Source organism: Nocardia tengchongensis, assembly GCF_054781395.1.
In genome coordinates this window covers 42,029-67,195 of sequence record NZ_BAAGUM010000012.1, presented here as the reverse complement: position 1 = coordinate 67,195, position 25,167 = coordinate 42,029, and the positions used below count along the sequence as shown (strand labels likewise).

Genomic DNA, 25,167 nt, shown 5'->3' with positions numbered 1-25,167 from the left:
CCATCCGCAACACCCGGCCCAACCGAATCAGAAACTGTGGCGCTCACAACCAAAAACCCGCGCCGACGCCGCGATCGAGGCGATTCACGCGGGTCAGCGGGCCGCGCGCAGGAGCGGTGAGAAGCGGTTCGGACCGTGGAGTCCGCCTTCACGAGCCGCGCAGGAACACGTGCATGGCGTCGGAACGGTCGCGTGCGGCGGCAGTTCGCCGGCGAGGATGCGCCGATGGAGTTCCGCCAGGGCCGGACCCGGTTCGAGGCCCTGCTCGGTGACCAGCAGCCTTCGGATGCGCTGGTATTCGCCGAGCGCCTCGGTGCGGTGGCCCGCCCGGTAGAGGGCGGTCATCAGAAGGCCGCGCAGGCGCTCGCTGTGCGGGTCGCCGGTGATCAGGGCCGCCAGATCGGCGATGGCGAGGGAGAATTCGCCGCGCTCCACGGTCAGTTCGAGCAGGTCTTCCTCCAGCAGCCGGCGGATCCGCCGCAACCGGGTGCGTTCGGCCGTGGCCCACGGTCCGGGCACGCCCGTGAACGGATCACCGCGCCACACGCCCAGGGCCGCGCGCAGCGCGGTGTCGGCGGTATCCAGGCGGCCTGCGGCGCGGGCCGCCGCGACCTGCGCGCGCAACCGATCGACGCGGTCGATGTCCAATTCCAGTGTGCCGCCGAGGCGATAGCCACCGGGCTCCGAGCAGAGCGCGATCGTGGATTGCTCGGCCCAGCGTTTGCGCAGGGCCCAGGCGTAATTGCGGAGCGCGCCCACCGCCGACGCGGGCCGGGCGGCGCCCCACACCCCGTCCACCAGCTCCTCGACCGAGACCGTGCGCCCGCGCGCACAAGCCAGCATGGCCAGCGCCGCTTGCTGTTTGGCCGGCAGCGGGGGCACCGGTACGCCGCCGTCGGTCAGCTCGACCGGTCCGAGAACCGCCAGTCGCCAAGACATCGCACCACCTCATCGCACACCGATCCCTGCCGGGCACGGAAGCTACCGCCGGGCGCGTGACCGTTTCATGACCGGCGTCCGGGGCGGGTCAGACGCTGCGGTCGAGGGCGTGCACCAATTCCACGTCCGCCGGCGCGCCGGTGGCCTCCAAGCGGACGGTGTTGCGGCCGAACGCGTGCAACAGCAGCTCCGACGGCGGACCGGCCAGCACCACGGTGCGGTCACCGGCCTGACGCGCCACCGTGCGGCGGCCGTCGGGCGTGGCGAGGGCGATGGTGATCGGCGACTTGCGGTAGGCCATGCGCGCCAGGCCGGTCAGGATCTTCCAGAGCCGGTCCTCGTCGGCGGCGGACAGGGTGCGTGGCTCCCAGCCGGGCGCGGCGCGGCGGACGTCCTCGTGGTGGACGAACATCTCGGTGGTGTTCATCAGCGCGTCGACCGGGCGCAGGTAGAACGGCGGGCCGGAGCGCACCTTGTCGAGCAGATCGTCGAAGGGCCGCTGGGTGACCTTGCGCTGCACGCTGTCGAGGTAGGGCGCGAACGGCTTGAGCAGGATGCCGGGGGCGGCGTCGGGGCGGCGTTCGCGAACGACCAAGTGCGCGGCCAGGTCCCGGGCCGTCCATTCGCCGCACAGGGTGGGCGCGTCGGGTCCGGCCGCGGCCATCGCCTCGACGAGGGCCTGGCGCTCGCGTTGAGCCAAAGTCATGAGGGCGACCTTAGTCCGGGTTGTCCGAGTCCGCACGGGCGCGTTAAGGAAACCACCGGGTCTATTGCAAGGCCCGCCGCTGATCATGGTCCCGGCTCCGGTTGTGACACTGCAGCCGGATGCGGCACCCAGCTCGATGCCGCCGCACAAACCACAGATCCGGGTTGGCGTCAACGTTTCCGTATCGGTAACTTGATCCCTCGGTCCATAGGGTCGTGGACCCGAAAGCACAAGAAGGGCAACACCTTGAAGAAGATCGTCAGCGGCGCAGCCGTGATGGTCGCGGCCGCCGGTTCCCTGCTCGCTGGGACCGCTGCTCCGGCCAATGCCTACCAGGACTACAACTACGGCGCCATCGCGCTGTCGGTGTCCACCGGTCGTGTCGGCTACTCCTACGACTATTCCGACAGCCCCTCGGCGCAGAACGCCGCCATGAGCTCGTGCACCTACAACGACTGCAAGATCGTGGCACGCTTCGCCAACGGTTGCGGCGCGATCGCCTACTCCTCGCGGGACGGCTTTTACACCTTCGGTGCCGCGTCCTCGCGGATCGCCGCGAAGAACCAGGCGCTGAACCGGAACTCCGGCGACGCCACCATCATTCACTGGAACTGCACCACCGGTTACCAGCTCTGAAATCACGGGGAGAATTTCGTTGAAGCACAATATCTTTCGCGCGACCGCCGCGCTGATGCTGGCCACCTCGGCCTTCGGCCTGGTGGCCTGCAGCAAGTCCGATGACACCAGCAAGGCCGCCGCGACCACCAGCTCTGCGGCCGCCCCTGCGGGCAAGTTCGACGGCAGCACCGACGGCGACGCCAAGCTCACCGGCGCGGCGCCGGCCCCCACCACCGTGGCGGACCTGCCCAAGCCCTCGGTCGCCGACCTGAACGACAAGGTCACCAAGGCGTTCGACCCGGCCATCGACTCCAAGACCAAGACCGACTGGATCGAGAACGCCGGCCTGGACCCGCAGCTCGCCCAGAAGCTGGTCGACGCCGCCAAGGCCAACAACGTCAAGATCAAGATCACCAACGTGGGCGACCCGTCCGGCGGCAAGCTCAAGGCCGACGCCGACGTCACCATCGACGGCAAGCCGGTCCAGAACGCGGCCGTCACCTTCGTCGCCGACGGCACCGAATGGAAGATCGACCACAACTACGCGTGCTCGATCGTCAAGGCCGCCAAGCTCGATTCCGCAGCCTGCCAAGATAAGTAGAAACTCTTGTAGTTCCCGCCCCAGGCGGAGTGCCGCCTCCGGCGGGGGTTTCGCCTGCGGCGGGCCGACCCGCCCGCGGCGGGGGCTCGCCTGTGACAGGGCAGCGCGCCCTGCGGCGGGGCTTCGCCTGCGGCGGGGCCGTCCTGCCTACGGCGGGGCGACCTGCCTGCGGCCGGGCCTCGCCTGAGGCGAGGCAACTCGCCTGCAACGCAATAGAAATCGCCCCGACAGTTCGACTGTCAGGGCGATTTCTATTGTGTTGCCTAGGTTTTCGCCGCCTAGACGCCGATGACCGTGGGGACGATCATGGGGCGGCGGCGGTACTTCTCGGCCACCCAGCGGCCGACGACGCGGCGGACGGACTGGGCGATGCGGTGGGTGTCGGTGACGCCCTCGACGGCCAGGCGGTGCAGTTCGTTCTCGACGAGTTCCTGGGCGCCGGAGAGGGCCTCGGGGTCGTCGGAGAAGCCGCGGCCGCTGACCTCGGGGGTGCTGACGGCCTTGCCGGTGGTGGTGTCGATCGCGACGTTGATGGTCACGAAGCCGCCCTCACCCAGGACCAGGCGGTCGGAGAGGGTGGACTCGCCGACGTCGCCGACCGAGAGGCCGTCGACGTAGACCTGGCCGACCGGGACGCGGCCCGAGATCGAGGCGATGCCGTCGACCAGGTCGACCACGACGCCGTTCTCCGCCAGGATGACCCGCTCCTCGGGCACGCCGGTCGCCACCGCGAGCGCGCCGTTGGCGCGCAGGTGCCGCCACTCGCCGTGCACGGGCATGGCGTTGGTGGGACGCACCGCGTTGTAGAGGTAGAGCAGCTCGCCCGCCGAAGCGTGGCCCGAGACATGGACTTTCGCGTTCTGCTGGGTGACGACCGTCGCGCCGAGCCGGGACAGGCCGTTCACCACGGTGAAGACCGCGTTCTCGTTGCCCGGGATCAGCGAGGAGGCCAGCACCACCAGATCGTCGGAGCGGATGTTGATCTGACGGTGGTCGCCGCGCGCCATCCGGGACAGCGCCGAGAGCGGCTCGCCCTGCGAACCGGTGGAGATCAGCACCAGCTTGTGCGTCGGCAGGTTGGCGGCCTGATCCAGATCCACCACCAGGTTGTCCGGAATGTCCAGGTAGCCGAGATCCTGCGCGATCTGCATATTGCGGACCATGGACCGGCCCACGAAGCAGACCCGGCGGTCGTAGCGCTGCGCCACGTCCACCACCTGCTGGATGCGGTGCACGTGCGAGGCGAAGGAAGCCACGATGACGCGGCCCTTGGCCTTGCCGATCACATTGTCGAGCACCGGGCCGATCTCGCGCTCGGGCGTCACGAAGCCCGGCACCTCGGCATTGGTGGAGTCGACCAGGAACAGGTCCACGCCCTCGTCGCCCAGGCGGGAGAACCCGGCCAGGTCGGTGAGGCGGCCGTCGAGCGGCAGCTGGTCCAGCTTGATGTCACCGGTGTGCAGCGCGATGCCCGCGGGCGTGCGGATGGCCACCGCGATCGCGTCCGGGATGGAGTGGTTGACCGCGAAGTACTCGCACTCGAACGCGCCGTGCTGGGTGCGCTCGCCCTCGGTGACCTCGATCAGGTTGGGCTGCAGGCGATGTTCGCGGCACTTGGCCGCCACCAGGGCGAGGGTGAACTTCGCGCCGAGCACCGGAATGTCGCGGCGCAGGCGCAGCAGGAACGGCAACGCGCCGATGTGATCCTCGTGCCCGTGGGTGAGGATGACCGCGACGATATCGTCCATGCGGTTCTCGATCGGACCGAAGTCGGGCAGGATCAGGTCGACGCCGGGCTGCTGGTCCTCGGGGAACAGCACACCGCAGTCGACGATCAGCAGCTTGCCGTCGTACTCGAAAACGGTCATGTTGCGGCCGATTTCGCCGATGCCGCCGAGCGCGAACACCCGCAGACCGCCCTTGGGGGCCTTGGGCGGGGCGCTCATGGCGTGCGGATCGCGCGGGGCCGGGGCCTGATCGCGACCGCCCTGACGGGACCGGCCACCGCCGCCACCGCGACGGTTGCGGTCACCGCGCGAACGCGAATCGTCCTGCCGCGAGCGCGGGGCCTCCTCGCCGGACTTGGACTGCGCGGCCTTGGCCCGCTCACCCGAACGGCCGCGGGCGGTACGCTCCCGGACCGGTTCCGCGGCAGCGGTTTCCGCGCGCGCGGGCGCGGCCTTCGCCGGTTCCGGCTGGGCGGCAGCCGAACTCACGGCCTTCGCCGGTTCCGGCTGTGCGGCAGCTGGTGCGGGCTGGGCGGGTGCTTCCGGGGCGGGTGCGGGGGCACCGGCGGCCCGGCTGGCGGTGCGACGCGGACGACGGGGGGCGGTCACGCAATCACCCCCGCCGCGCGCAGGTCCACGGCGAGCTCATCGAGCTGGTCGCCGGTCGGCATGAGTTGTGGCAAGCGTGGTTCTCCGGTCTCGACTCCGAGCAGGCGCAGCGCGCCCTTGGTCATGGCCACGCCGCCGAGGCGGGACATCGCCCGGTTCAGCGGGGCCATGCTGACATTGATCTCGCGGGCGCGCTGCACGTCGCCCGCCTGGTAGGCGTCGATCAGGGCGCGCAGGCGATCCGGCACGAGATGACCGATGACACTGATGAATCCGGTCGCGCCGACCGAGAGCCACGGCAGGTTGAGCACGTCGTCACCGGAGTAGAAGGCCAGCCCGGTCTCGGCGATCAGCTCGGCGCCGGCGCCCAGGTCGCCCTTGGCGTCCTTGACCGCGACGATGTTCGGGTGCTCGGCCAGCCGGCGAATGGTGTCGGTCGCGATGGCGACCACCGAGCGCGGCGGAATGTCGTAGAGGGTGACCGGCAGATCGGTCGAATCCGCGATGGCGGTGAAGTGCGCCAGCAAGCCCTCCTGGCTCGGACGCGAGTAGTACGGGGTGACGACCAGCAAACCGTGGGCGCCCGCGCGCTGCGCGTTGCGGGCGAGTTCGATGCTGTGCGCGGTGTCGTAGGTGCCGGCGCCCGCGATGACGGTGGCACGGTCCCCGACGGCGTCCACGACGGCGCGCAGCAGGTCGAACTTCTCGGACTCGGTGGTGGTGGGCGACTCGCCGGTGGTTCCGGAGATGGCGAGCAGATCGACGCCGCCGTCGATCAGGCGGGCGGCCAGCGCTACACCGGCATCGACGTCGAGCTTACCTTCGGCGGTAAAGGGGGTCACCATCGCGACACCTACTGTGCCGGACGCGCGCAGCTCGGTTCGCGTCGATTCACCGTTCGTCATAGTCAGAAGGCTACAGCGTCGCTGGAACGGGATTTGCATCGTTATACCCGAACCGCACCCGACAAGTTGGCGATTCGACTCGAGCGCCCGTTTCTGGCGTCAGAAGTTTCCTTGAACGACGCCATGAATGACGTCACACTGGTGTCATGGATCTGAACAAGTACACCGCCCAGCTACGCGAGAATCTCATCGCCGCCGCGGCCCTCGGCGACGAGAAGACCCAGGCCACCGCGGCCGCCCTGGCCGCCGCCACCGAGAACTCCGCCCGCCTGGTGCTGCTGGCCGCACTGTCGGAGCTGGCGGCCGAGGTGAGCGCCACCGTCCCCGACCGCACGGTCCACGTCTCCGTCGACGGCACCGACGCCCACGTGGATGTGCGCAAGACCGCAGCCACCGACGAGCACCCCACTTTCGAGGAGGTCACCGGCGACATCAGCCGCGTCACCCTGCGCCTGGTCGAGCAGCTCAAGTCGCGCGCCGAGGAGGCTGCCGCGCAGAGCGGACAGTCCCTCAACTCGTGGCTGTCGACCACCGTGCAGTCCGCGCTGCGCGACCAGATGAAGCGGGGCGGACCCGGCCGCTGCGACACCCCCTGATCGGCGACCGGGCCCGGCCGGGGCTTACGGCAGGTAGCCCGCAAGCGCCGCGCCGAACTGCCGCACGTCCGCGCACGAGTCGAAGTCGTCGGTCTGGACCTTCAACGTCTTGACCACGAAGACGATCGCGCCCGAGGACGTGAACGTGGTCAGGTAGCAGCCCGTCTTGTGGTTGTCCTGAGCCGCGCGGTACTGGAGAGCTGCCCTGCCGCCCAGTGTCGCGTCACTGAACTGCACATACTTGCCGCTCTGCTTCAGCTCCGCCGCCGTGTCGCTGTTCGAGACGACGGTCAATTCGCTTGTCTGCCCGGCGGATTTCCACCGGCAACTCTGGGCGTCGAGCTGCTGCTTGGAAGCGGTGCTCAAGCCCGCCGCGGAGATCGCGGAATCCGGTAGCGAGCAAGGATTCCAGCGGGCCGAGCCGGTATCCGAGGGGATCGGGGACGGCGCGGTGGTCTCGGGCGCGGCCTTGCCGGTCGCCTCCACCGTGGTTGCCGGAGCTGCCGCGGTCGCGTTCACCGTGGGAACGACGCTGCTCGGGGACGACTGGTCGCCGCCGGCCGTGCCGTTGCTGCATCCGGCGAGCAACAGCACCGCGCTGACGGCCGACAGCAGCGCGCCGATCGCGGAGTTTCTGACAGACATTCAGGAATTCCTTTCCCATTCAGTTGATTTCATGACAGTCGAGGCAACTACGGCGATCATCGCCGCAATTCCCGCCGCCGCCAGGAAGACACGGTCGTAGGCCGCGTTCGCGCCGGCGACGGTCGCGAAGATCGCCAAACCGATCGACCCGCCGACCTGATTGGCGGTGCCCGCCAGACCGCCGACGATTCCCGCGTCACCGTCCGGCGCGTCGGCGGTCGCCACGGCCATCAGCGTCGGGAACGTCAGGCCGATGCCGATCGCGATGAGCAGGGTGGGGCCGAGCACGCCCAGGAGATAACCACTGTCGGCGCCCGCTCGGGACAGCCACGCGAATCCCGCCAGCAGACCAGCGCTTCCGGCCAGCAGCTGTGGACGGGCCCCGGTTCGCGGGAGCAGGGCGGCGGACACTCGCGCCATCACCATGAACGTCACCGCCGCGGGCGTCTGCCCGAGCCCGGTGCGTAATGCGCTGTAGCCCAGCACATTCTGGAGGAACAGCGAGGTGAAGTACCACATGGCGATGCCGATCCCACCGAACAACAGCAGGAGACCGTCACCGACCGCGACCTGCCGAATCCGGAACAGTCGCAGCGGCACCAGCGGCCGGATGGCGAAACGCGCCTCCACGATGACGAATACGGCGAGGAGCAGCAGACCCGCAGCGACCGGTCCGGCGACCTGCCCGGACGTCCAGGCACGATCGGCGCTCCGCATCACACCGAAGATCAGGGCCGCGAGCCCCGCGGTCCCCGTGACCGCACCGATCAGGTCGAGCGATTCCCGTCGGCGCACCGGCGCCCCGGACAGCGAGCCCAGCGCCACGGCGATCAACACCGCACCGATCGGCACATTGATCAGAAAGACCCAGCGCCACGACAACCCCGTGGTGATGGCCCCGCCCGCGATCGCACCCGCCATGCCGCCGACCCCACCGGCGGCGGACCACGCCCCGAATGCCTTTGCCCGCGCATGCGTCTCGGTGAATCCGGTGTTGATCACCGCCAATGTCGCCGGCGCCAGCAGCGCGGCCCCGATCCCCTGCGCGATCCGCGCCGCCACCAGGACACCCGCCGTCCCGGCCAACCCGCCGACCAGACTCGCCGCCGAGAACACCGCCAGCCCACCGATCAGCATCCGCCGCTGCCCGAACAGATCAGCGGCCCGCCCACCCAGCAGCATGAACCCCGCGAAGGTGAGCAGATACCCGTTGACCACCCAGGCCAGACCCGTCGCGGTGAAGCCGAGATCCCGCTGCACCGACGGCAGCGCCACATTCACGATCGACGAGTCCAGGATGACCATGAACTGGCAGGCGCACACCAGCGCCAGCACCAGTCGTCCACGCTCGGAATGCGTTCTGTACCCGGCAGTCTCGGTACTCGTGTCGGCCATGGCGTTCATTCCCGGCCGACCAGGACGCCGGCGTTGAGCCGAGCGGCGATCCGGGCCAACCGCGACCCCTGATAGGCGGCCGCCTCCAGCGCCGCCTCGTCCGGCCCGCCGCCATCCGGGCCGGTGACGTATGAAGTGCCGTAAGGATTTCCGCCGGCCGCGGACACTGCCGGATCGGTGAATCCGGGCGGCACGATGAGCGCGCCCCAGTGGTAGAAGACATTGGCCAGGGACAGGATCGTCGCCTCGCTGCCGCCGTGCCGGTTGAAGGCCGAGGTGAAGGCGGTGACCGGCTTGTCGGCCAGGCTGCCGTCGCGCCACAGTCCGCCGGTCTGGTCGATGAACTGCTTGAGCTGGGCGGCCGGTGCGCCGAACCGGGTCGGCGTGCCGAACGCGAGCGCGTCGGCCCAGGCCAGATCCTCGAGCGACGCCTCCGGGATCGCCGCCGTCGCGTCACTGTGCTTGCGCCACAGCGGGTTCTGATCGATCGCGCTGCCGGGCGCGAGTTCGGCGACGCGGCGCAGTCGCACCTCGGCTCCGCTCGCGGCGGCTCCCGCCGCGACGGCTTGCGCGAGCGCGTGCACGGTTCCTGTCGCGCTGTAGTAGATGACGGCGACCTTCACGAGCATGGCGACTCCCCGATTGCTAGAATTAGTTATCCGCATAATGTTATGCGCGTAACTACTCTGTCAAGGAGAGCCGTGGACTTCGAGCAAGCCGATGCGATCAACCAGGCCATTCGGCTCTTGAGCCTGCGCCATCGGGCAAGGGCCGCAGCGCTGTTGGCTCCGCTCGGGCTGCACACCGGGCAGGAGGCGCTGCTGCTCGAGCTCGATCGGAGCGGGCCGATGATTCAGGCGCAGCTGAGTGGGGCGCTGGGGTGTGAGCCGCCCAGCGTCACGCTGATGACACGCAAACTCGAAGCCTCCGGGCATATTCGGCGCAGCCCCGCACCGACCGACAAGCGGGCCAGCGTCGTGGAACTCACCGACAGTGGAAGGGCGTTGGCCGAGCAGGTCAAGCAGTTGTGGCGAGAACTGGCAGAGGAGACCGTGGCCGGACTGCCGCAGCGGACCGTGGCCGAACTCCCTGGCCTGCTGACGACACTGACCGGGAATGTCGACAACCGGCGGCGCTGACCGGGACGCCACCCGCGGCCGAAGCGTCGGTCGATCCGGTGCGCCACCCGCCGCCGATGCGCTAGTCGGTCATGAGGGTGACGTGGCCGTCCTGATCGATCTCGGTGCGGCGGTCCTGAGTGGGCGCGGTGGAGAGCACGGTGGCCAGCACCGGGCGACCCAGCGGCAGCACCCGGACCGTGATGCGGCCGGCGTTGGTGGCGTCCAATTCCTTTGTGGCCGCATCGATCACGCGCTGCCGGACCCACTCGGGGACACCGGCGAAACCGCCGTCGTCGAGCAGGATCACTTCCACGCCCCGGCCCCGCGCACCGCGCGCGGCGCCGCTGAGCTCGTCGGTGACCAATTGCGGTGCGCGCAGGCCGTCGCGGAGTTCGGCCTCCAGCAGTCGGCATTCCTCGCGTTCGGCCGCGGTGAGTTTCGCGCCGTCGGCGATGCGTTCCAGGATCGGGCGCGCGACACGGTCCAGGCGGGCCAGCTGCCGGGTGCGTTCACAGTCGGCGGCGGCCATGGTGGCCTCGGCGGTGGCCCGCATCAGCGCGTCCTCGCGCAGCACGCGCAGCGAGCGCTGCATGGGACGCATGACAGCGGTGAACACCGAAATCGCGGTGATGGTGCCGACCGGAACCATGGAACCGATCAGGGTGCCCGGGTCCAGGTGCGAGCTGCCCAGTCCGAGCGCGACCAGCACCGCCGCCACCGCGATGACACCGGCCCACGCGGTGCGAATCCGCCCGCGCAGCATCAGGACTCCGAGCACGTACGAGGATGCGAAGGCCGACCACACCGACTCGTGGGGCAGATCGCGGACCGGGGTCAGGACGGTCAGCGCGGTGGCGATCGGGGGCGCGGCCGCGCCATACAAAGCGACCGGGATCGGCAGCGGGTCGACCGGGATCGCGGTGACCAGCGCGCCCGCGCTGAGCATCAGCGCGAGAGCGGCCGCGGCCGCCCACAGCGGGGCCTGCCCGAAATTGCGTGCCATGTACAGCGCGATGACCGCTTCCAGGATGAGCAGGAACCACCACGCGGTGCTGCCGCGCAACCCGAGCAGATCACGCAACCCGTAGCGCGGATCGAGGTCGGCGGCGCCGTCAACGTGAGCCATCGCCACCCCAGACCAGAGTCACCGTGGTGCCCTCACCGGGCTGCGACTCCACGAAGGCCGAGCCGCCGGCCAGCTGGCGCATGCGGCCCAGGATGCTCATCGAGATGCCGAGCCGATCGGCGGAGACCGCGGCCAGATCGAATCCGGCTCCGTCGTCGCTGAATACGATGCGGATGCTGCCCGCGGAGACGGTGGCGGTCACGGCGCGCCGCACCTCGCGACCCGCGACCGAGGCGTGGCGCAGGCTGTTGCGCACGGCCTCCGACAACGCGGCGGCGATGGTGCTGGCCGAGTGCACCGGCATGCGCAGATCGTCGAAGCCGTGCCAGGTGTGGGTGTCGAAGCGGATGCTCGGATTGATCTCCTGCACGGTGGACCGCAGGAAAAGCAGCGCCGAGCGTGCGTCGAGCAGGTCCGGATCGCGTTCCGCGCCACGGTATTCGTCGAGCTGTTCGAGGGTGCGTTCGGACTGCCGCCGCACCACATCGGATTCGGCGCCGGCGCGCGACGCTTCGAGCAGCGTGGACAGCACGGCGTCATGGATGAGCGCGGCGAAGCGGGCGCGTTCCCGGTCGCGGGCCAGCGCGGCCGCCTGGGCGGCCGCCCGGCTGCTGGCGATCGCGGATTCCCGGTCGACGCGGGCCGCGGCACCGGTGGCGGCGGTGCCGCACCACAGGAACAGCGCGGCCAATCCCGCTGAGCGCAGGAAGTTCTCGATGATGTGCTGCGGGGTCACCTCGGCGACCGTGTACACCGTCGCGACCGCGGCCGAGGCGGAAGCGGCGAGGAGGTAGACCAGGGTGACCCGGCCCGACCACGCCAGCACGCCGGCACTGACCGCCAGCGCGGTCAACCGGTACGGCCAGATATTGGTGGCGTCGACGGTGTGCATGTCGAAACCGAGTGGGATGGTGGCCAGCGCGCCGAGGAAACTCACCGCGGCACAACCACACACGAACTTGATGGCCTTGGTGCCCGACACCGCCGCCACCACGGCGATGATCGGGTACCAGCCGAAGACCAGCGCCACCGCGGCCACCGACCACCACACCGACGCGTAGCTGCCCTGTTCGGCGACCTCCGGCAGTTCGCCGACGCCGATGATCGCGCCCGCGATACCGATGGAGATGCCCAATCGCCGCATGATGCGGTCGTAGGCGGCGGTCGCCGGATCCTCGGTCGCCTTGAGGCGGCCGCGCAGCCGCCCGGCGAACGCGCCGAGGGAGGGCAGCGTCCGGGTGGCGGCGGCCGAATCGAGGGCGCTCGCGGTCATGCCCTCGGCCCCGCCGCGGGCGGCGACTCCAGCCGGCGCTCGGGGACCGGCAGCCAGCCGTCCTCGACGGCCCGCTTGTAGAGGTCGGTCTTGGTCGGGGCCGGGCGTCCGGCGTCGGCGTACTTCTGCCGGATGCGACCCAGATAGTCGTTGACGGTCTGCTCCGACAGTCCGGTCATGCGGGCCACCCGCGACGCCTTCTCCCCCGAGGCATACAGCTGCAGCACCTGCTGCTGGCGCGGACTCAACCCGACGTCCTGCAATTGCGGGTCGCCGTCGATGGCGGCGGCCCAGTCGGTGGTCACCACCTGTTCGCCGTGCGCGGCCCGGCGCACCGCGGCGACCACGGTCGGCACGTCCTCGGATTTGCGCACCACACCCAGCACGCCCGCGCGCGCGGCCGAGCGCACCAGGAACGTGTTGTCCGCCCCGGTGAACACCAGGACTTCGATCCCCCGCTCCCGCAGCGCCCGCACATTGTCCTCGGGCGAGGACCCGTCGGCGAGCCGCAGATCCAGCACCACCAAATCCAGTTCCGGCCCGGCGGCCAGCAGTTCCGCGACGGTTCCCGCGGTGATCACCAACTCCAGATCGGCCTGCGGCGCCAGCATGGCCGACAACCCCAGCACCACCGATTCATGATCTTCGACCAGCCCGATACGGCGTGTTCCCGACTCTTGCGCCTCCACGGCGGCCGTCACCTCTTCCCACACTCGATGCACGTTCCCGGAGAACGCCCTCACGAGTATGACGGGACCGGCCCCGAATGTGTCAGACACCAGAATTCGGGGGCACCTCGGACTTCAGCCCATGAGCTGGGCCGCGACGGTCGCCCCCAACTCCCAGCACCGCTCGATATCGGCCTTCTCCGGCTTGCCCAACAAGATCACCGGCGCGGCCGCTTTCTCCCAGCCCAGCCCGGTGGTCGCGCTCTCGACGCTGCGCTCCGCGCCCTCGGTGCCCTGGTTCCCGTGGATATACAGCCCATACGGCCGGCCCTTGGTCGAGTCCAGGCACGGGTAGTAGAAGGTGTCGAAGGCGTGCTTCAACGCGCCGCTCATATAGCCGAGATTGGCCGGGGTTCCGAGCAGATACCCGTCGGCGGCGAGCACATCGCTCGCGGTCACGCCGAGGGCCGGGCGGCGGATGACCTCGACGCCCTCGATCTCCGGGTCGGTCGCTCCCGCCACCACCGCCTCGAACATCTCCTGCATGAACGGTGACGGGGTGTGGTGGATGATCAGCAGGGTGGGCACGGGTCGAGCCTACGACCCGTGCCCGCGATACTGCTCGACCGAGGCTAGTGGATCTCGCTGCGTTGCAGGGCTTCCGCGCGTTCCTTGGCCTCCGCGGTCTCGCGCGGGTTGTCGATCGTGAGCGGGTCGTCGCTCATTTCCGTATGGGATTCCATGCTGTAGAAGCGGACTTCGATGCCGTCGGGGTCGTGGAGTTCGGGGAGGATCCAGCCGAGGCTGGCGCGGTGGACACCGGCGTGGGTTTCGCCGAGGCCGGTCAGGTGGGCGGCCAAGGCTTCGAGAGCCTCGCGGTCGGGGACGCCGATCGAGAAGAAGTCGAATCCGGCTGCGGCGGAGGCCATTTCGGGATGGAGACGGAGGCCGAGCATGGGTCCGCCGGCGGCGTGGTGCAGGACGACACCCCTCAGGACGCCCTGCTCCTGGAATTCGGCGCCGACCGTGTAGCCGAGGCGGGTGCGATACCAATCGATGGATCGTGCCAGGTCGGACACGGGGACTTTGAGGTGATGCACCCCGGCGAGCGTAGGGATCATCGCTGCTATCCTTTGCAGTATCGATGTAGTTGTGCAGCATCACTGTAGTGATGCAGTAAGGATGCAGCGAATGAGTTCCGGTGTCAAGAAGTCGTCGCCGCTGTGGGATGCGCGCAAGGCCGAGACCGAGCGGAAGATTCTCGACGCGGCCCGGCGGCTGTTCATCGCCGACGGCTACGCGGCGACCTCGCTGGCCGCGGTCGCCGAGGCAGCCGAGGTGGGGTCGCGCACGGTCTACCTGCGCTTCGGGTCCAAGGCCGAACTGCTCAAACGTGCCATCGACGTGGCGATCGTGGGTGACACCGAGGACATCGATCTGGCCCACCGCGACTGGCACATGCTGGCCGGCACCGCCCCCACGCTGCACGAACGCGTCACCGCCTACGCCGGTGGCGCGCGGCAGCTCATGGAACGCGCCGCGCCCCTGATCGCGGCGGCCGTCGCCGCCGAGGCCAGCGAACCGCTCATCGCCGCGGCGGCCGAGGCCGGACGGGCCGCCACCCAGCAGCACATCGCCGACATCTGGCAGCGCTTTCACACCGACGGCCTGCTGCACCCCGAGGCCGACCTGGACTGGATCATCGCCACCGTCGGCCCGCTGGGTCAGGCCGACACCTACAACCTCATGGTCCGCACCCTCGGCCTGAATCCCGCCGGGTACGAGCAGTGGCTGTACGGCACCTGGATGCGGCTGGCCACCACACCCTCTACGCTTCCTCGCTGAGGACGGCTCTACCGACGAGGACAGCAATGCGGCCCACACGGCGTGCCCTGAAGATCGCTCACACCATCGGGATCGTCGTCGGCCTGACACTGCTGCTGATCGGGGTGATCCGGTTGTTCCTGCCGCTGGAATGCGCCGGTCACCGGATGGAGGCCGGTCAGGTGTGTCATGACACCAACAAGGGCCGCGCGGTGGTCCGGACCTTCGACGAGCAACGCTCGCTGCGCAATTCGACCGATGGGTTCCTGATCGTCGGCGGCGCGGTGGTCGCCGCGGGGTCGGCGCTGCTGCTGCGGCGGACCGCCTGAGCGCACACTGGTAGCCATGGATCCTGTCGTCGCGCTGCGCATGATCGCGTTCTTCAAGGACCGGGCCCGCGAGGATTCGCGGCGGGTGATGGCCTACCGCAATGCCGCCGACATCGTCGAGGCCCTCGACGACGAGCAGCGCGAGCGGCTGGGGCGGACCGGCGATTGGCAGTCGCTGGCGGGGGTGGGGCCGAAGACTGCGGCGGTGATCGCGCAGGCGTGGGCCGGGCGCGAGCCCGACACGCTGGTCCAATTGCGGACCGCGGCCAAGGATCTCGGTGGCGGAGAGCTACGGGCCGCGCTCAAGGGTGACCTGCACGTGCATTCGAACTGGTCCGACGGGTCGGCGTCGATCGTGGAGATGATGGCCACCGCGCAGGCGCTCGGGCACGAATACTGTGCGCTGACCGATCATTCGCCGCGGCTGACCGTCGCCAACGGCCTGTCCCCCGACCGGCTGCGGCAGCAGCTCGACGTCATCGACGAGGTGCGGGAACGCTTCTCCCCCATGGTCATCCTGACCGGCATCGAGGTCGACATCCTCGACGACGGCAGCCTGGATCAGGAGCCCGAGCTGCTCGACCGCCTCGACATCGTGGTCGCCAGCGTCCATTCCAAGTTGAAGATGGACGCCGCCGCAATGACCCGGCGCATGGTGCGCGCGGTGTCCGGCGGCCGTGCCACCGTCCTGGGCCACTGCACCGGCCGCCTGGTGGAGGGCAACCGCGGCACCCGCCCGGAATCGAATTTCGATGCCGCACAGGTCTTCTCCGCCTGCCGCGACCACGGCGTGGCCGTCGAGATCAACTCCCGCCCCGAACGCCGCGACCCGCCGACCCGCCTGCTGCGGCAGGCCCTCGACCTGGGCTGCCACTTCTCCATCGACACCGATGCCCACGCTCCGGGCCAACTCGACTTCCTCGGGTACGGAGCCCAGCGGGCCCTGGACAACGGCGTCCCCGCCGACCGTGTCATCAACACCTGGCCGGTCGACAAGCTGCTGGCGTGGGCGGCGGCGTAGCCGTCTCACGGCACTGCCGCCGAACGGGAACCCGTTAGGCGGCAGCACCTTTCACTATTGTCACGACCGGCGCTGGTGACTGCGGAGCACCGTCGACGCCGCCGACGCGGCCACCGACAGCGCCGCCAGTCCCGCGAAGGCGAGCTGGTAGCCGGAGACCGGCGTCCAGCCGGATGCCGTTGCGCGGGAAAGAATCACGGCCACCAGAGCCACACCGACCGCACCGCCGACCCGCTGCATGATGTTCACCAGCGCCGTGGCGTCGGGCAGCTGTTCGCGCCGGACCGCCGCGTAGGCCGCCGACACCAGCGGCATCGCACCCACCGCGGTCGCCAATCCCGCCGCGAACAGCAGCGATTGGACGAGGAACCCGTTGGCGTCGACCGGCAGGAAGGCCAGCGGCAGTACGGTGGCGGCCACGGCGAGGTTGCCGAGCACGGCGACGCTGCCGCCGCCGAAGCGGTCGGTCAGCTTGCCGCCCAGGGGCAGCATGATGACCCCACCCAGTCCGAAGCCGAGCAGGTTCACGCCGGTGCGGACCAGTCCGGTGCCGTGCAGTTCCTGGAAGTACAACGGCAACAACACCATCACGCCGAACATGGCCCCGCCGGCGAAGAATCCGGCGGTGGTGGCAGCACTGAAGGCGCGGTTGCCGAACAACCGGACATCCAGTAGCGGCAGCGTGCTTCGCAGCGCGCGCACCAGGAACCCGGTCAGCCCGGTCAGGCCGAGCAGCACCGGCAGCGATACCGACAGCGAGGTCACCGACCCGGTGACGCCGATCTCCGACAGTCCGTAGACCACCGCCGACACGCCGCCGCCCGCGAGCACCAGCCCGAGCACGTCCAGCGGCTGCGTGGCCGTCCCGCCGCCGCGCGGCAGGTAGCGCAGGCCGAGCGCCAGCCCGACCAGTCCGAACGGAATGTTGATGAGGAACAACCACTCCCAGCTCCAGTGCGCGAGCATGAGTCCGCCGATGGTCGGGCCGACGGCGGGCGCGCCCACGACGGCGATGCCGACCACGCCCATGACCCGTCCCATGCGCTGCGGCCCGGCCGCCTGCCCGAGAATGGTCTGCCCGGCCGGGATCATCAGTCCGGCGGCGAGTCCTTGCAGGATGCGCAGGCCGATCAGCCACCCCGCGTCGGGGGCGAAGGCGCATGCGGTCGAGGTGATGGTGAAGGCGATCAGCGCCCCCAGCCACAGGCGGGTGACGCCGACCCGCCGGGCCAGCCACCCGCACACGGTGAGCGAAACCCCCAGGGCCAGTAGGTATCCGCTGGCGACCCATTGAATCGTGGCCAGCGACGCGCCGAGGTCCGCGCCGATGGTGTGCAGCCCGATATTGACCAGCGAGGTGTCCAGCATCCCCATGATTGCCCCGAACACGACGACGCCGGCGGTGCGCCAGACGTGCGCGGGGATCTTGTCGGTGTCGGCTGTCTCGAATGTCCTGGTGTCCGAACGCGTTTGCGTCATCGGACCCCTCCTTCAATTGTTGATGAGCAACTCAATTGCAGAGAGTATCAATGATTGAGGCACTCAACAATGGGTAGGATCAGCTAGTGACCGATGAACCCCTCCCCGCCGAGGTCCACCTCGCCGGCCTGCTGCGCCACCCGACCTATGCCCTCGGCAAGCTGCACAAGGGCATGCACGCACAGCTCGGGACACCGCTGCGGGAGCACTGGGTGCTCACCTACCTCGCCGAGCGCGCCGACATCTCGCAGCAGGAGATGGCCAACGTCCTCGAGATCGACCGCAGCGAGGTGGTGCGACTGATCGACACCCTGGAGAAGGCCGGACTGGTCACCCGGACCCGCGATCCCGAGGACCGCCGGAAATACCGTTTGGCTATCACCGCCGCCGGCGAACGGCGGCGCGCGGAGACCGACGCGAAGATCATCGCGGCCACCGATGTGCTGCTCGCCCGCCTGACCCCGGAGGAACGGGAGACCATGCACCGGCTGTCGCTCAAAGCACTGGGCTACGACGCCGACGAGATCTGACCCACACCGGGGGGCTTGCGGTGACGGTCTAGGGTTGGGTTCGTGCCATCTCGCCCCCGTTTACCCCGTTTGCCCCAGCTCGAGCCCCCGCTGGATGTCCGTCGCGGCTATTCCCAGCAGGAGATCCTCGCCGAGCTGCGCCGCCTGATCCTGGAGGGCAACCTGCCTCCGGGCACCGGGCTGCCCCTGGGCGAGCTGGCCAAATCGTTCGAGGTGAGCGCGATTCCGGTCCGTGAGTCGCTGCAGACCCTGATCGGTGAGGGCCTGGTCGAGCATCGCCCCAATTTCGGCTACCAGGTGACCCTGCTGACCTCCGCCGAGCTGCGCGAGCTCTACGTGGTGCGCGAGCGGCTGGAGTCGGCGGCGCTGGCCGCGGCCGTGCACAACGCCACCGAGGCCGACCACCAACTGGCCCGCGAGATCCACGCGCGCCTCGAGCAGGCCGTGCTCACCGAGAACGCGGTCGCCTATCACCGCGAGACCCGCAATTTCCATCTGGCCCTGGTCCGCCCGTCGGGCATGCCGCGGGTGGTCCACATGCTGGAGTACGCCTGGAACATCACCGAGCCGGTGCAGCCCATGGTGCATGTGACGACGATGGACCGGGTGGTTTTGCACGCCGATCATTCCAAGCAGTTGCAGGCCTTCCTGGCCAGGGATGCTGAAGCGTTGCTGGCGGCGACCGAGGGGCATCATGCACGATTGAACGGTGTGCTCGCGAATCTTCCGACGGACACCGGCCTGTTCGCCGAACCAGCAGGTGGAGAAGATATATAGGCCCTGAACCAGGGGTTACGGAACATATATCGTTCAGGCAATAGTCGGGCAATGCCTGTTGGATAGCCTTCGCACACTCGTCCCAACCAACGGGACACCACGACACGATGGGATGTGCGAAATGCCCGAAACCGTTGCGTCGACGGCCGGGAGTTCGCTCGGCGCGATCGCCGCGGTGATCCCGACCTTCGAGGACCGGTGAGAACCGTGCGCATTCGAGTCATCAATCCGAACACCACCGCGGCCATGACCGCGCTCATCGAGGCCAGCGCCAAGCTGGTGGCAGCGCCGGGAACCCTGGTCGAGGGCGTGAATCCGACCATGGGCCCGGCCTCGATCGAGAGCCACTACGACGAGGCGCTGGCCGTGCCCGGCCTGCTCGCCGAGATCGCGCGCGGCGAGGCCGAGGGCGTGGACGGCTACGTCATCGCCTGTTTCGGGGACCCCGGCCTGGACGCCGCGCGCGAGCTGGCGCGCGGCCCGGTGATCGGCATCGCCGAGGCGGCCATGCAGTACGCCAGCCATCTGGGCCGCAAGTTCAGCGTGGTCACCACGCTGGGCCGCACCGCGGGCCGGGCCTGGGATCTGGCCGAACGCTATGGGATGGAACGGTTCTGCGCGAACGTGCACGCCTGTGAGATCCCGGTGCTCGAACTCGAGGACCCCAAGGCCCGCAAGGTCATCGCCGACGCCTGCCGCGAGGCGGTGGCCGCCGACGGCTCCGATGCCATCGTGCTCGGCTGCGCGGGCATGGCGGATCTGTGCGAGTACCTGAGCGACGAGGTGGGGGTGCCGGTGATCGACGGCGTCGCCGCCGCCACCCTGACCGTGCAGTCGCTGGTCACCATGAAGCTGCGTAAGTCCGGCCGCGGGGAATTCGCGGCCCCACTGCCCAAACGGTATGTGGGATTGCTCGCCGATTTCGGCATCGAGGAGAAGGAGGCCCGTGCGTGAGGGTGCCACCGGAGACATTGGGCGGGATCGAATCCCGTTTGCGGGACGTGGATTCGGAGCTGGCGCGCCGCTACCCGGGTGATCGCCCGGGACAGCCGGTGCACACCGCGTACGCCTCGGGCGCGGACGCCTCGATCGACCTGCCGAACCAATGGGGCGCGGCCGCACTGGAACTCGCCGCCGAGCAGCGCGAGCTGCTGGCCGAGCTGGCGGGCGAGGACGTCGTCGATCGGGTCTTCGCGGCGCTGAGCGAGCGCCCCATCCAGGACCTGCGCTTCGACTTCGAGGACGGTTACGGCACCCGCGGCGACGAGATCGAGGACCGTGACGCCCTGCACGCCGGTGCGGTGCTCAAAGCCCTTGCCCCCGAGGTGAGTTCGCGTGGCATCCGGATGAAGGGCCTGACCTCCCTGGAATGGGCGCGCGCCGTGCGCACCCTGGAGAAGGTGCTCGAAGGTGCGGGCGGGGTGCCCGAGGGTTTCGTGTTCACCGTCCCCAAGATCCGCCACATCGAGCAGGCCGACATCACCGTCGACCTGTGCGAGGCCGTCGAGACCGCGCACGGGCTGGCCGCCGGCTCGCTGAAGTTCGAGCTGCAGATCGAGAGCCCGCAGGCCATCATCGCCGCCGACGGCACCTCCCCGGTCGCCCAGCTGATCCAGCGCTCGGCCGGACGCTGCACCGGATTGCACTACGGCACTTACGATTACAGCGCCGCCTGCGGGATCGCGCCGAAGTTCCAGTCGCTGGAGCACCCGGTCGCCGACCACGCCAAGGCCGTCATGCAGGCCGCCGCGGCCACCACCGGCGTGTGGGTGTGCGACGGCTCCACCCAGGTGCTGCCGCTGGGCACCGACGCCGAGGTGCGCGCGGCGGTGGCCCGGCACTTCCGCCTGGTCACCCGGTCGCTCGAACGCGGCTACTACCAGGGCTGGGACATGGGCGCGGGTCACCTGGTGACCCGCTGGCTGGCCACCTTCGCGTTCTTCCGCGATGCCCTGGGCGTCGCCGCCCCGCGCATCGGCCGCTACCTGGATCGCCAGGGCGGTGCGGTGATGGACGAACCGGCCACCGCGCAGGCCCTGGCGACGGTGGTGCTGCGCGGCTTGGAGTGCGGCGCTTTCGATCCCGCCGAAGTGATCGCGATCGCGCCCAAAGCCACCGTCGAGGTATTGCATCAATTGCGAGAAAGGAAGATTCCGGCGCTATGAGCGACGACTTCACGCTGCTTCCCGATCTGGCCGTGCGCACCCTGGGTGGCGCGGTGCTGTGGGCCGATGACGAGTCCTTCGCCGAGCGGGAGAACCTGATCCGGCCCGAGGCGGCCACCTACTCCCCCGCCACCTTCGGCCACAAGGGCCAGGTCTACGACGGCTGGGAGACGCTGCGGCAGCGCGGCGAGGACGGCGGCCACCCGGACATCGACGCCTGCCACACCGCGATCATCCGCTTGGGCGTGCCCGGCGTGATCAAGGGCGTGGTGGTGGACACCGCGTGGTTCAAGGGCAACTACCCGCCCGAGGTGTCGGTGGAAGCCATTGCGGTGCAAGGCCATCCGTCGGTCGACGAGCTGGTCGCCGCCGACGGCTGGACCACCCTCGTGGACCGCGCCAAGGTCGACGGCGATTCGGAGAACCCGTTCACCGTGGACTCCGCGCGCCGCTTCACCCATGTGCGCCTGCGCATGTACCCCGACGGCGGCATCGCCCGCCTGCGCGTGCACGGCGTCGCCAAGCCGGATCCGGCCTGGCTGGAGGCGGGCCCGTTCGACCTGGCCGCGATCGAGAACGGCGGCCTCATCGCCGACTGCTCGAACCGCTTCTACTCGCACCCGCAGAACGTGCTCATGCCGGGCCGCGCCCGCAGCATGGGCGACGGCTGGGAGACCGCGCGCCGCCGCGACAAGAACACCAACGACTGGGTGCTGGTGCAGCTGGCCGAAGAGGGCGTCATCACCGCCGCGGAGATCGACACCTCGTACTTCCTGTTCAACAGCCCGGGCGCGGGCTCGCTGACCGGCATCCGCGCCGACGGCAGCGAGGTGGAACTGCTGGGCCGCACCCGTTTGCAGCCCGACACCCGCCACCGCTTCCTGATCGACGCCGCCGACGCCGTGGTCCAGGTCCGTCTGGACGCGTTCCCCGACGGCGGCCTGGCGCGGCTGCGGCTCTTCGGCACGCTCACCGGCGAAGCCCGCGCGCGACTGCGCGCCGAGCTGGAAAATGGACAGGCATGAGCGCTTTGGACCCGAATTACCCGCGGGACATGGTCGGTTACGGCCCCAACCCGCCGCACCCGCAGTGGCCGGGCAATGCGAATATCGCCGTCAATTTCGTCCTCAACTACGAGGAGGGCGGCGAGAACAATGTGCTCGACGGCGACGAGGCGTCGGAGACCTTCCTGTCGGACATCGTTCCGGCGGCGGCGTTCCCGGACCGGCACATGTCGATGGAGACCATCTACGAGTACGGCTCGCGGGCCGGACTGTGGCGGGTGCTGCGCCTGTTCGAGGGGCGCGGCATTCCGCTGACGATCTTCGGGGTGGCGCGGGCGCTGGAACGCAACCCGGAGGCCGTGGCCGCGTTCAAGCGGCTCGGCTACGACATCTGCTCGCACGGCCTGCGCTGGATCTCCTACCAGTCCGTGGACGCCGAGACCGAGCGCGCGCATCTCGAGGAAGCGGTGCGCATCATCACCAAGCTCTTCGGTGAGGCGCCCAAGGGCTGGTACACCGGCCGGGACTCGCCGAGCACCCGCGAACTGGTGGTGGAGCACGGCGGATTCGTCTACGACTCCGACTCCTACGCCGACGATCTGCCCTACTGGGTGAAGGTCGGCGACCGCGACCACCTGGTGCTGCCGTACACCTTGGAGACCAATGACATGCGGTTCTCCTCCCCCGCCGGCTTCGCCAACGGCGAGGAGTTCTTCAGCTATCTGAAGGACGCTTTCGACGTGCTCTACGCCGAAGGCGAGGCGGGCGCGCCGAAGATGCTCTCGGTCGGGCTGCACTGCCGGATCGCGGGCAAGCCGGCGCGGGCGAAGGCGCTGGAGCGGTTCCTGGATTACGTGCAGTCGCACGACAAGGTGTGGCTGGCGCGGCGCATCGACATCGCCGAGCACTGGCGCAGCGTGCACCCCGCACCCTGAGCCCGCGGTGACGTGAAAGCGGCCCGGAACCACCAGGTTCCGGGCCGCTCGTGCGTGCGGGAGACGAATTCGTCTCAGAGCGTGCCGTTTTCGATGTCGGCCTTGACCGCTTCCTGGGAGGCCAGGTGCGCGGCGACGCCGTTGTCGGCGGTGAAGGCGATGAGCGCCTGGTCGGCGACGAACTTCAGGTGCTCGTTGACCGTGGTGGTGCCGTCACCGTTGTCGGTGAAGGTGACCACCTGGTGGGTCGTGACGTTGGGGATGTCCCAGGTGTCGGAGGTGTAGTAGTTCTCGTCCGGGTGCAGGCGCTGCCGGGCCTGGGTGTGGCCGGGGAAGGTGATCGGCCCCATCGGAATGTCTTCCAGCGCGGTGAAATCGGTGACCTGCACGCCGTCCTCGTCGCAGGTGCGGTGGACGATGATGTCCTTGAGGAAGGAGTGGCGGCCCAGGCCGCTGCGGAAGTCGCTGTACACCGACCACACCTTGTCCAGCGGGGCGTCGATGGTGATCGGCAGATCCACCTCGGTCACCGCCCGGCCGTCGTCGGGGTTGCTCTGCTCGGCCTCGTAGATCGACCAGCTGACCTGCCACTCCAGTTTGTAGTCGTTGTCCGACTCGATACAGGACGGCGCGGAATCGGCCCGTGCCACCGCCGATGCCGCCGTCGGCGTCCCCATTGCCGCGCAGGCGATGGCCAGCGCGTAACCCACCGTGAACCTCACCCGCCGGACTTTACTCCGGTCGCAACCTACCGGCAGGTATCCGGCGAAACGGTGGCTATCGGGAGCCGCCGCGCTCGGCGCGCTCCAAATCGACTGCGCGCTTCATCATTTCGCGCGCACGGGTGCGATCCCCGGCATAGTCGTAGGCGCGGGCCGCCCGGTAGCTGGTGCGCCAATTCTCCGGGTCCGCCTCGAATTCGGCCTTCACCTGCTCGAAAAGCTCATCGGCGGCGGCCTTCTCGATGCGGCCGGACGGGCGGCGCGGCAGGTCGGAGACATCCAGCTCGCCGCCCTCGTCGTGCATGCGCCGGGCCAGATGCTGGTGGGCGAAGGCGGCGCGCACACTGGTCGCCACGATCCACACCCCGAGCAACGGCAGGATGAGCACGCCGGCGCCCAGTCCGACGGCCGCGGGCTTGCCGGAGCCGATCAGACTGAACGCGATCCGCCCCAGCAGCACGAAATAGAACCCGAGAACCAGCACCAGGGCGGTGATGAAACCGACCCGTTTGAAGACCTCGCGGCTGTTGTTCGTTTCGGCCGCGCTCACAGGTCGAGCAGCGGGTCGATGCCCACGGTCAGACCGGGCCGCAGCGGCGTCTTGCGCACGCCCAGCAGCACACCCGGCACGAAGGAGGTGCGGTCGAGCGAGTCGTGGCGGATGGTGAGCGTCTCGCCCTGGGTGCCGAAGAGCACCTCCTGGTGCGCGACCAGCCCGGCCAGGCGCACCGAGTGCACCCGCACGCCGTCCACGTCCGCGCCGCGCGCACCCTCCAGCTCCTGGCTGGTGGCGTCGGGGCTGCGGCCGACTCCGGCCTTCTCACGAGCCGCGGCGATGAGCGCGGCGGTGCGGAAGGCGGTGCCCGACGGCGCGTCGGCCTTGTTCGGGTGGTGCAGTTCGATGACCTCGACGGAGTCGAAGAAGCGCGCGGCCTGCTCGGCGAACCGCATGCTCAGCACGGCGCCGATGGCGAAGTTGGGGGCGATCAGCACGCCGACCCCGGGGTTGGCGGCCAGCCAGCCCTTGACTTCCTCGAGCCGGGCGGCGTCGAAGCCTGTGGTGCCGACGACAGCGTGAATCCCGTTCTCCACCAGCCACTTCAGGTTCGGCATCACCACGTCGGGGTGGGTGAAGTCGACCACGACCTGGGTGCCGGCGGCGGTGAACGCGTCGAGGGCGTCACCCTTGTCGACCTGCGCCACCAACTCCAGATCCGCGGCCGCCTCGACGCCCGCGCAGATGCTCTGCCCGACCTTGCCGCGCGCCCCGAGCACACCCACCCGGATCCGGTTCGTGGTCACCTGGTCTCCTTACCTACACCCACTCTGGACTGCGTCGAGCCTATCGGGTCGGTGAATCACCGGACCCACAGGCCGGTGGCCACGTGGTTCACGAGCTGGGCGTGGAGTGTTCAGACAGCCGTCAATCACCGGTTCGATCGGGCAGATAGG

The 25,167-nt window shown here is 69.4% G+C and carries 29 protein-coding genes; 13 read left to right on the top strand and 16 right to left on the bottom strand.

The annotated features are described in order from the left end of the window. Window positions 1-93: 93 nt before the first annotated feature. Both ACYVKL_RS24945 and ACYVKL_RS24940 read right to left on the bottom strand, forming a co-directional pair. A complete protein-coding gene (locus ACYVKL_RS24945; RefSeq protein WP_379173722.1) occupies window positions 94-939 on the bottom strand; it encodes an AfsR/SARP family transcriptional regulator in 846 nt (281 codons plus the stop codon). Between the two features lie 88 nt (window positions 940-1,027). Beyond that, entirely contained in the window at window positions 1,028-1,645 is a 618-nt protein-coding gene (locus tag ACYVKL_RS24940) for a TIGR03085 family metal-binding protein (protein ID WP_379173724.1), read from the bottom strand. Between the two features lie 246 nt (window positions 1,646-1,891). Here ACYVKL_RS24940 and ACYVKL_RS24935 point away from each other — a divergent pair, with 246 nt between their 5' ends. Together ACYVKL_RS24935 and ACYVKL_RS24930 are read left to right on the top strand one after the other, a co-directional pair. After that, on the top strand, window positions 1,892-2,281 hold the full coding sequence (locus ACYVKL_RS24935) for a DUF4189 domain-containing protein (RefSeq protein WP_379173727.1): 390 nt from the start codon (window positions 1,892-1,894) through the stop codon (window positions 2,279-2,281). 19 nt (window positions 2,282-2,300) lie between these two features. Further along, window positions 2,301-2,864, top strand: coding sequence for a WKL family lipoprotein (locus ACYVKL_RS24930; protein ID WP_379173729.1), 564 nt, complete (start codon window positions 2,301-2,303; stop codon window positions 2,862-2,864). 278 nt (window positions 2,865-3,142) lie between these two features. Here the strand turns inward: ACYVKL_RS24930 and ACYVKL_RS24925 are convergent, their stop codons facing one another. Together ACYVKL_RS24925 and dapA are read right to left on the bottom strand one after the other, a co-directional pair. Continuing rightward, a complete protein-coding gene (locus ACYVKL_RS24925) occupies window positions 3,143-5,200 on the bottom strand; it encodes a ribonuclease J (protein WP_379173730.1) in 2,058 nt (685 codons plus the stop codon). Further along, on the bottom strand, window positions 5,197-6,105 hold the full coding sequence (gene dapA / locus ACYVKL_RS24920; RefSeq protein WP_379173732.1) for a 4-hydroxy-tetrahydrodipicolinate synthase: 909 nt from the start codon (window positions 6,103-6,105) through the stop codon (window positions 5,197-5,199). The genes ACYVKL_RS24925 and dapA overlap by 4 nt, the downstream gene beginning before the upstream one ends. 146 nt (window positions 6,106-6,251) lie before the next feature. On the opposite strand from dapA, the gene ACYVKL_RS24915 reads away from it, so the two are divergent. Further along, complete coding sequence (locus tag ACYVKL_RS24915) at window positions 6,252-6,701, top strand: hypothetical protein (RefSeq protein ID WP_379173734.1); 450 nt, start codon at window positions 6,252-6,254, stop codon at window positions 6,699-6,701. Between the two features lie 24 nt (window positions 6,702-6,725). On the opposite strand, the gene ACYVKL_RS24910 is transcribed toward ACYVKL_RS24915, so the two are convergent. Genes ACYVKL_RS24910 through wrbA form a run of 3 tightly spaced genes read right to left on the bottom strand, consistent with a single transcriptional unit; the run spans window position 6,726 to window position 9,370 of the window. Then, window positions 6,726-7,346 carry a DUF3558 family protein gene (locus ACYVKL_RS24910; RefSeq protein ID WP_379173736.1) on the bottom strand — a complete coding sequence of 207 codons (621 nt, stop codon included), beginning with the start codon at window positions 7,344-7,346 and terminating at the stop codon, window positions 6,726-6,728. Further along, window positions 7,347-8,741 carry an MFS transporter gene (locus ACYVKL_RS24905; protein ID WP_379173738.1) on the bottom strand — a complete coding sequence of 465 codons (1,395 nt, stop codon included), beginning with the start codon at window positions 8,739-8,741 and terminating at the stop codon, window positions 7,347-7,349. It lies immediately after the preceding gene. A gap of 5 nt (window positions 8,742-8,746) precedes the next feature. Beyond that, window positions 8,747-9,370 (bottom strand): NAD(P)H:quinone oxidoreductase, encoded by a 624-nt coding sequence (wrbA, locus tag ACYVKL_RS24900; RefSeq protein WP_379173740.1) that lies wholly within the window; start codon window positions 9,368-9,370, stop codon window positions 8,747-8,749. Between the two features lie 72 nt (window positions 9,371-9,442). Between wrbA and ACYVKL_RS24895 the strand changes: the two genes are divergently transcribed. Next, window positions 9,443-9,880, top strand: a complete 438-nt coding sequence (locus ACYVKL_RS24895; protein ID WP_379173743.1) for a MarR family winged helix-turn-helix transcriptional regulator — start codon at window positions 9,443-9,445, stop codon at window positions 9,878-9,880. A gap of 61 nt (window positions 9,881-9,941) precedes the next feature. On the opposite strand, the gene ACYVKL_RS24890 is transcribed toward ACYVKL_RS24895, so the two are convergent. The 5 genes from ACYVKL_RS24890 to ACYVKL_RS24870 form a co-directional block, all read right to left on the bottom strand. Next, window positions 9,942-10,988, bottom strand: a complete 1,047-nt coding sequence (locus ACYVKL_RS24890; RefSeq protein WP_379173745.1) for a hypothetical protein — start codon at window positions 10,986-10,988, stop codon at window positions 9,942-9,944. Beyond that, window positions 10,975-12,261, bottom strand: a complete 1,287-nt coding sequence (locus ACYVKL_RS24885; RefSeq protein WP_379173747.1) for a sensor histidine kinase — start codon at window positions 12,259-12,261, stop codon at window positions 10,975-10,977. Before ACYVKL_RS24885 ends, ACYVKL_RS24890 begins: the two co-directional genes overlap by 14 nt. Then, entirely contained in the window at window positions 12,258-12,950 is a 693-nt protein-coding gene (locus ACYVKL_RS24880; protein ID WP_246598741.1) for a response regulator transcription factor, read from the bottom strand. The genes ACYVKL_RS24885 and ACYVKL_RS24880 overlap by 4 nt, the downstream gene beginning before the upstream one ends. Window positions 12,951-13,064: 114 nt before the next feature. Continuing rightward, window positions 13,065-13,517 carry a flavodoxin family protein gene (locus tag ACYVKL_RS24875; RefSeq protein ID WP_379173749.1) on the bottom strand — a complete coding sequence of 151 codons (453 nt, stop codon included), beginning with the start codon at window positions 13,515-13,517 and terminating at the stop codon, window positions 13,065-13,067. Window positions 13,518-13,561: 44 nt separating this feature from the next. After that, entirely contained in the window at window positions 13,562-14,050 is a 489-nt protein-coding gene (locus tag ACYVKL_RS24870; RefSeq protein ID WP_379173751.1) for a VOC family protein, read from the bottom strand. Window positions 14,051-14,120: 70 nt separating this feature from the next. Between ACYVKL_RS24870 and ACYVKL_RS24865 the strand changes: the two genes are divergently transcribed. From ACYVKL_RS24865 to ACYVKL_RS24855, 3 genes are read left to right on the top strand one after another with little or no spacing between them, the layout of a single operon-like run. Then, window positions 14,121-14,774: a TetR/AcrR family transcriptional regulator gene (locus ACYVKL_RS24865; RefSeq protein ID WP_379173753.1), complete on the top strand. Its 654-nt coding sequence runs from the start codon at window positions 14,121-14,123 to the stop codon at window positions 14,772-14,774. A 26-nt stretch (window positions 14,775-14,800) separates the two neighbouring features. Then, window positions 14,801-15,082 (top strand): hypothetical protein, encoded by a 282-nt coding sequence (locus tag ACYVKL_RS24860; RefSeq protein ID WP_379173755.1) that lies wholly within the window; start codon window positions 14,801-14,803, stop codon window positions 15,080-15,082. Window positions 15,083-15,098: 16 nt separating this feature from the next. Continuing rightward, window positions 15,099-16,103: a PHP domain-containing protein gene (locus ACYVKL_RS24855; RefSeq protein ID WP_379173758.1), complete on the top strand. Its 1,005-nt coding sequence runs from the start codon at window positions 15,099-15,101 to the stop codon at window positions 16,101-16,103. 60 nt (window positions 16,104-16,163) lie between these two features. Here the strand turns inward: ACYVKL_RS24855 and ACYVKL_RS24850 are convergent, their stop codons facing one another. Continuing rightward, a complete protein-coding gene (locus ACYVKL_RS24850; protein WP_379173760.1) occupies window positions 16,164-17,582 on the bottom strand; it encodes a DHA2 family efflux MFS transporter permease subunit in 1,419 nt (472 codons plus the stop codon). A gap of 86 nt (window positions 17,583-17,668) precedes the next feature. Between ACYVKL_RS24850 and ACYVKL_RS24845 the strand changes: the two genes are divergently transcribed. The 6 genes from ACYVKL_RS24845 to puuE all read left to right on the top strand — a co-directional run bounded on the left by ACYVKL_RS24845 (window position 17,669) and on the right by puuE (window position 22,993). Continuing rightward, window positions 17,669-18,112: a MarR family winged helix-turn-helix transcriptional regulator gene (locus ACYVKL_RS24845; protein WP_379173762.1), complete on the top strand. Its 444-nt coding sequence runs from the start codon at window positions 17,669-17,671 to the stop codon at window positions 18,110-18,112. Between the two features lie 42 nt (window positions 18,113-18,154). After that, window positions 18,155-18,889: a GntR family transcriptional regulator gene (locus tag ACYVKL_RS24840; RefSeq protein ID WP_213556816.1), complete on the top strand. Its 735-nt coding sequence runs from the start codon at window positions 18,155-18,157 to the stop codon at window positions 18,887-18,889. 207 nt (window positions 18,890-19,096) lie between these two features. Beyond that, window positions 19,097-19,843, top strand: coding sequence for an aspartate/glutamate racemase family protein (locus ACYVKL_RS24835; RefSeq protein WP_379173764.1), 747 nt, complete (start codon window positions 19,097-19,099; stop codon window positions 19,841-19,843). Then, a complete protein-coding gene (locus tag ACYVKL_RS24830; protein WP_379173766.1) occupies window positions 19,840-21,054 on the top strand; it encodes a DUF6986 family protein in 1,215 nt (404 codons plus the stop codon). The genes ACYVKL_RS24835 and ACYVKL_RS24830 overlap by 4 nt, the downstream gene beginning before the upstream one ends. Next, window positions 21,051-22,079, top strand: a complete 1,029-nt coding sequence (gene alc / locus ACYVKL_RS24825; RefSeq protein ID WP_379173768.1) for an allantoicase — start codon at window positions 21,051-21,053, stop codon at window positions 22,077-22,079. Before ACYVKL_RS24830 ends, alc begins: the two co-directional genes overlap by 4 nt. After that, entirely contained in the window at window positions 22,076-22,993 is a 918-nt protein-coding gene (gene puuE, locus ACYVKL_RS24820) for an allantoinase PuuE (RefSeq protein ID WP_213556819.1), read from the top strand. Before alc ends, puuE begins: the two co-directional genes overlap by 4 nt. A 74-nt stretch (window positions 22,994-23,067) precedes the next feature. Here the strand turns inward: puuE and ACYVKL_RS24815 are convergent, their stop codons facing one another. Genes ACYVKL_RS24815 through dapB form a run of 3 tightly spaced genes read right to left on the bottom strand, consistent with a single transcriptional unit; the run spans window position 23,068 to window position 25,017 of the window. Further along, window positions 23,068-23,715, bottom strand: a complete 648-nt coding sequence (locus ACYVKL_RS24815; protein ID WP_379173770.1) for an SRPBCC family protein — start codon at window positions 23,713-23,715, stop codon at window positions 23,068-23,070. Window positions 23,716-23,770: 55 nt separating this feature from the next. Further along, window positions 23,771-24,265, bottom strand: coding sequence for a hypothetical protein (locus ACYVKL_RS24810; RefSeq protein ID WP_379173772.1), 495 nt, complete (start codon window positions 24,263-24,265; stop codon window positions 23,771-23,773). After that, window positions 24,262-25,017: a 4-hydroxy-tetrahydrodipicolinate reductase gene (gene dapB / locus ACYVKL_RS24805; protein WP_379173775.1), complete on the bottom strand. Its 756-nt coding sequence runs from the start codon at window positions 25,015-25,017 to the stop codon at window positions 24,262-24,264. The genes ACYVKL_RS24810 and dapB overlap by 4 nt, the downstream gene beginning before the upstream one ends. Window positions 25,018-25,167: the final 150 nt, after the last annotated feature.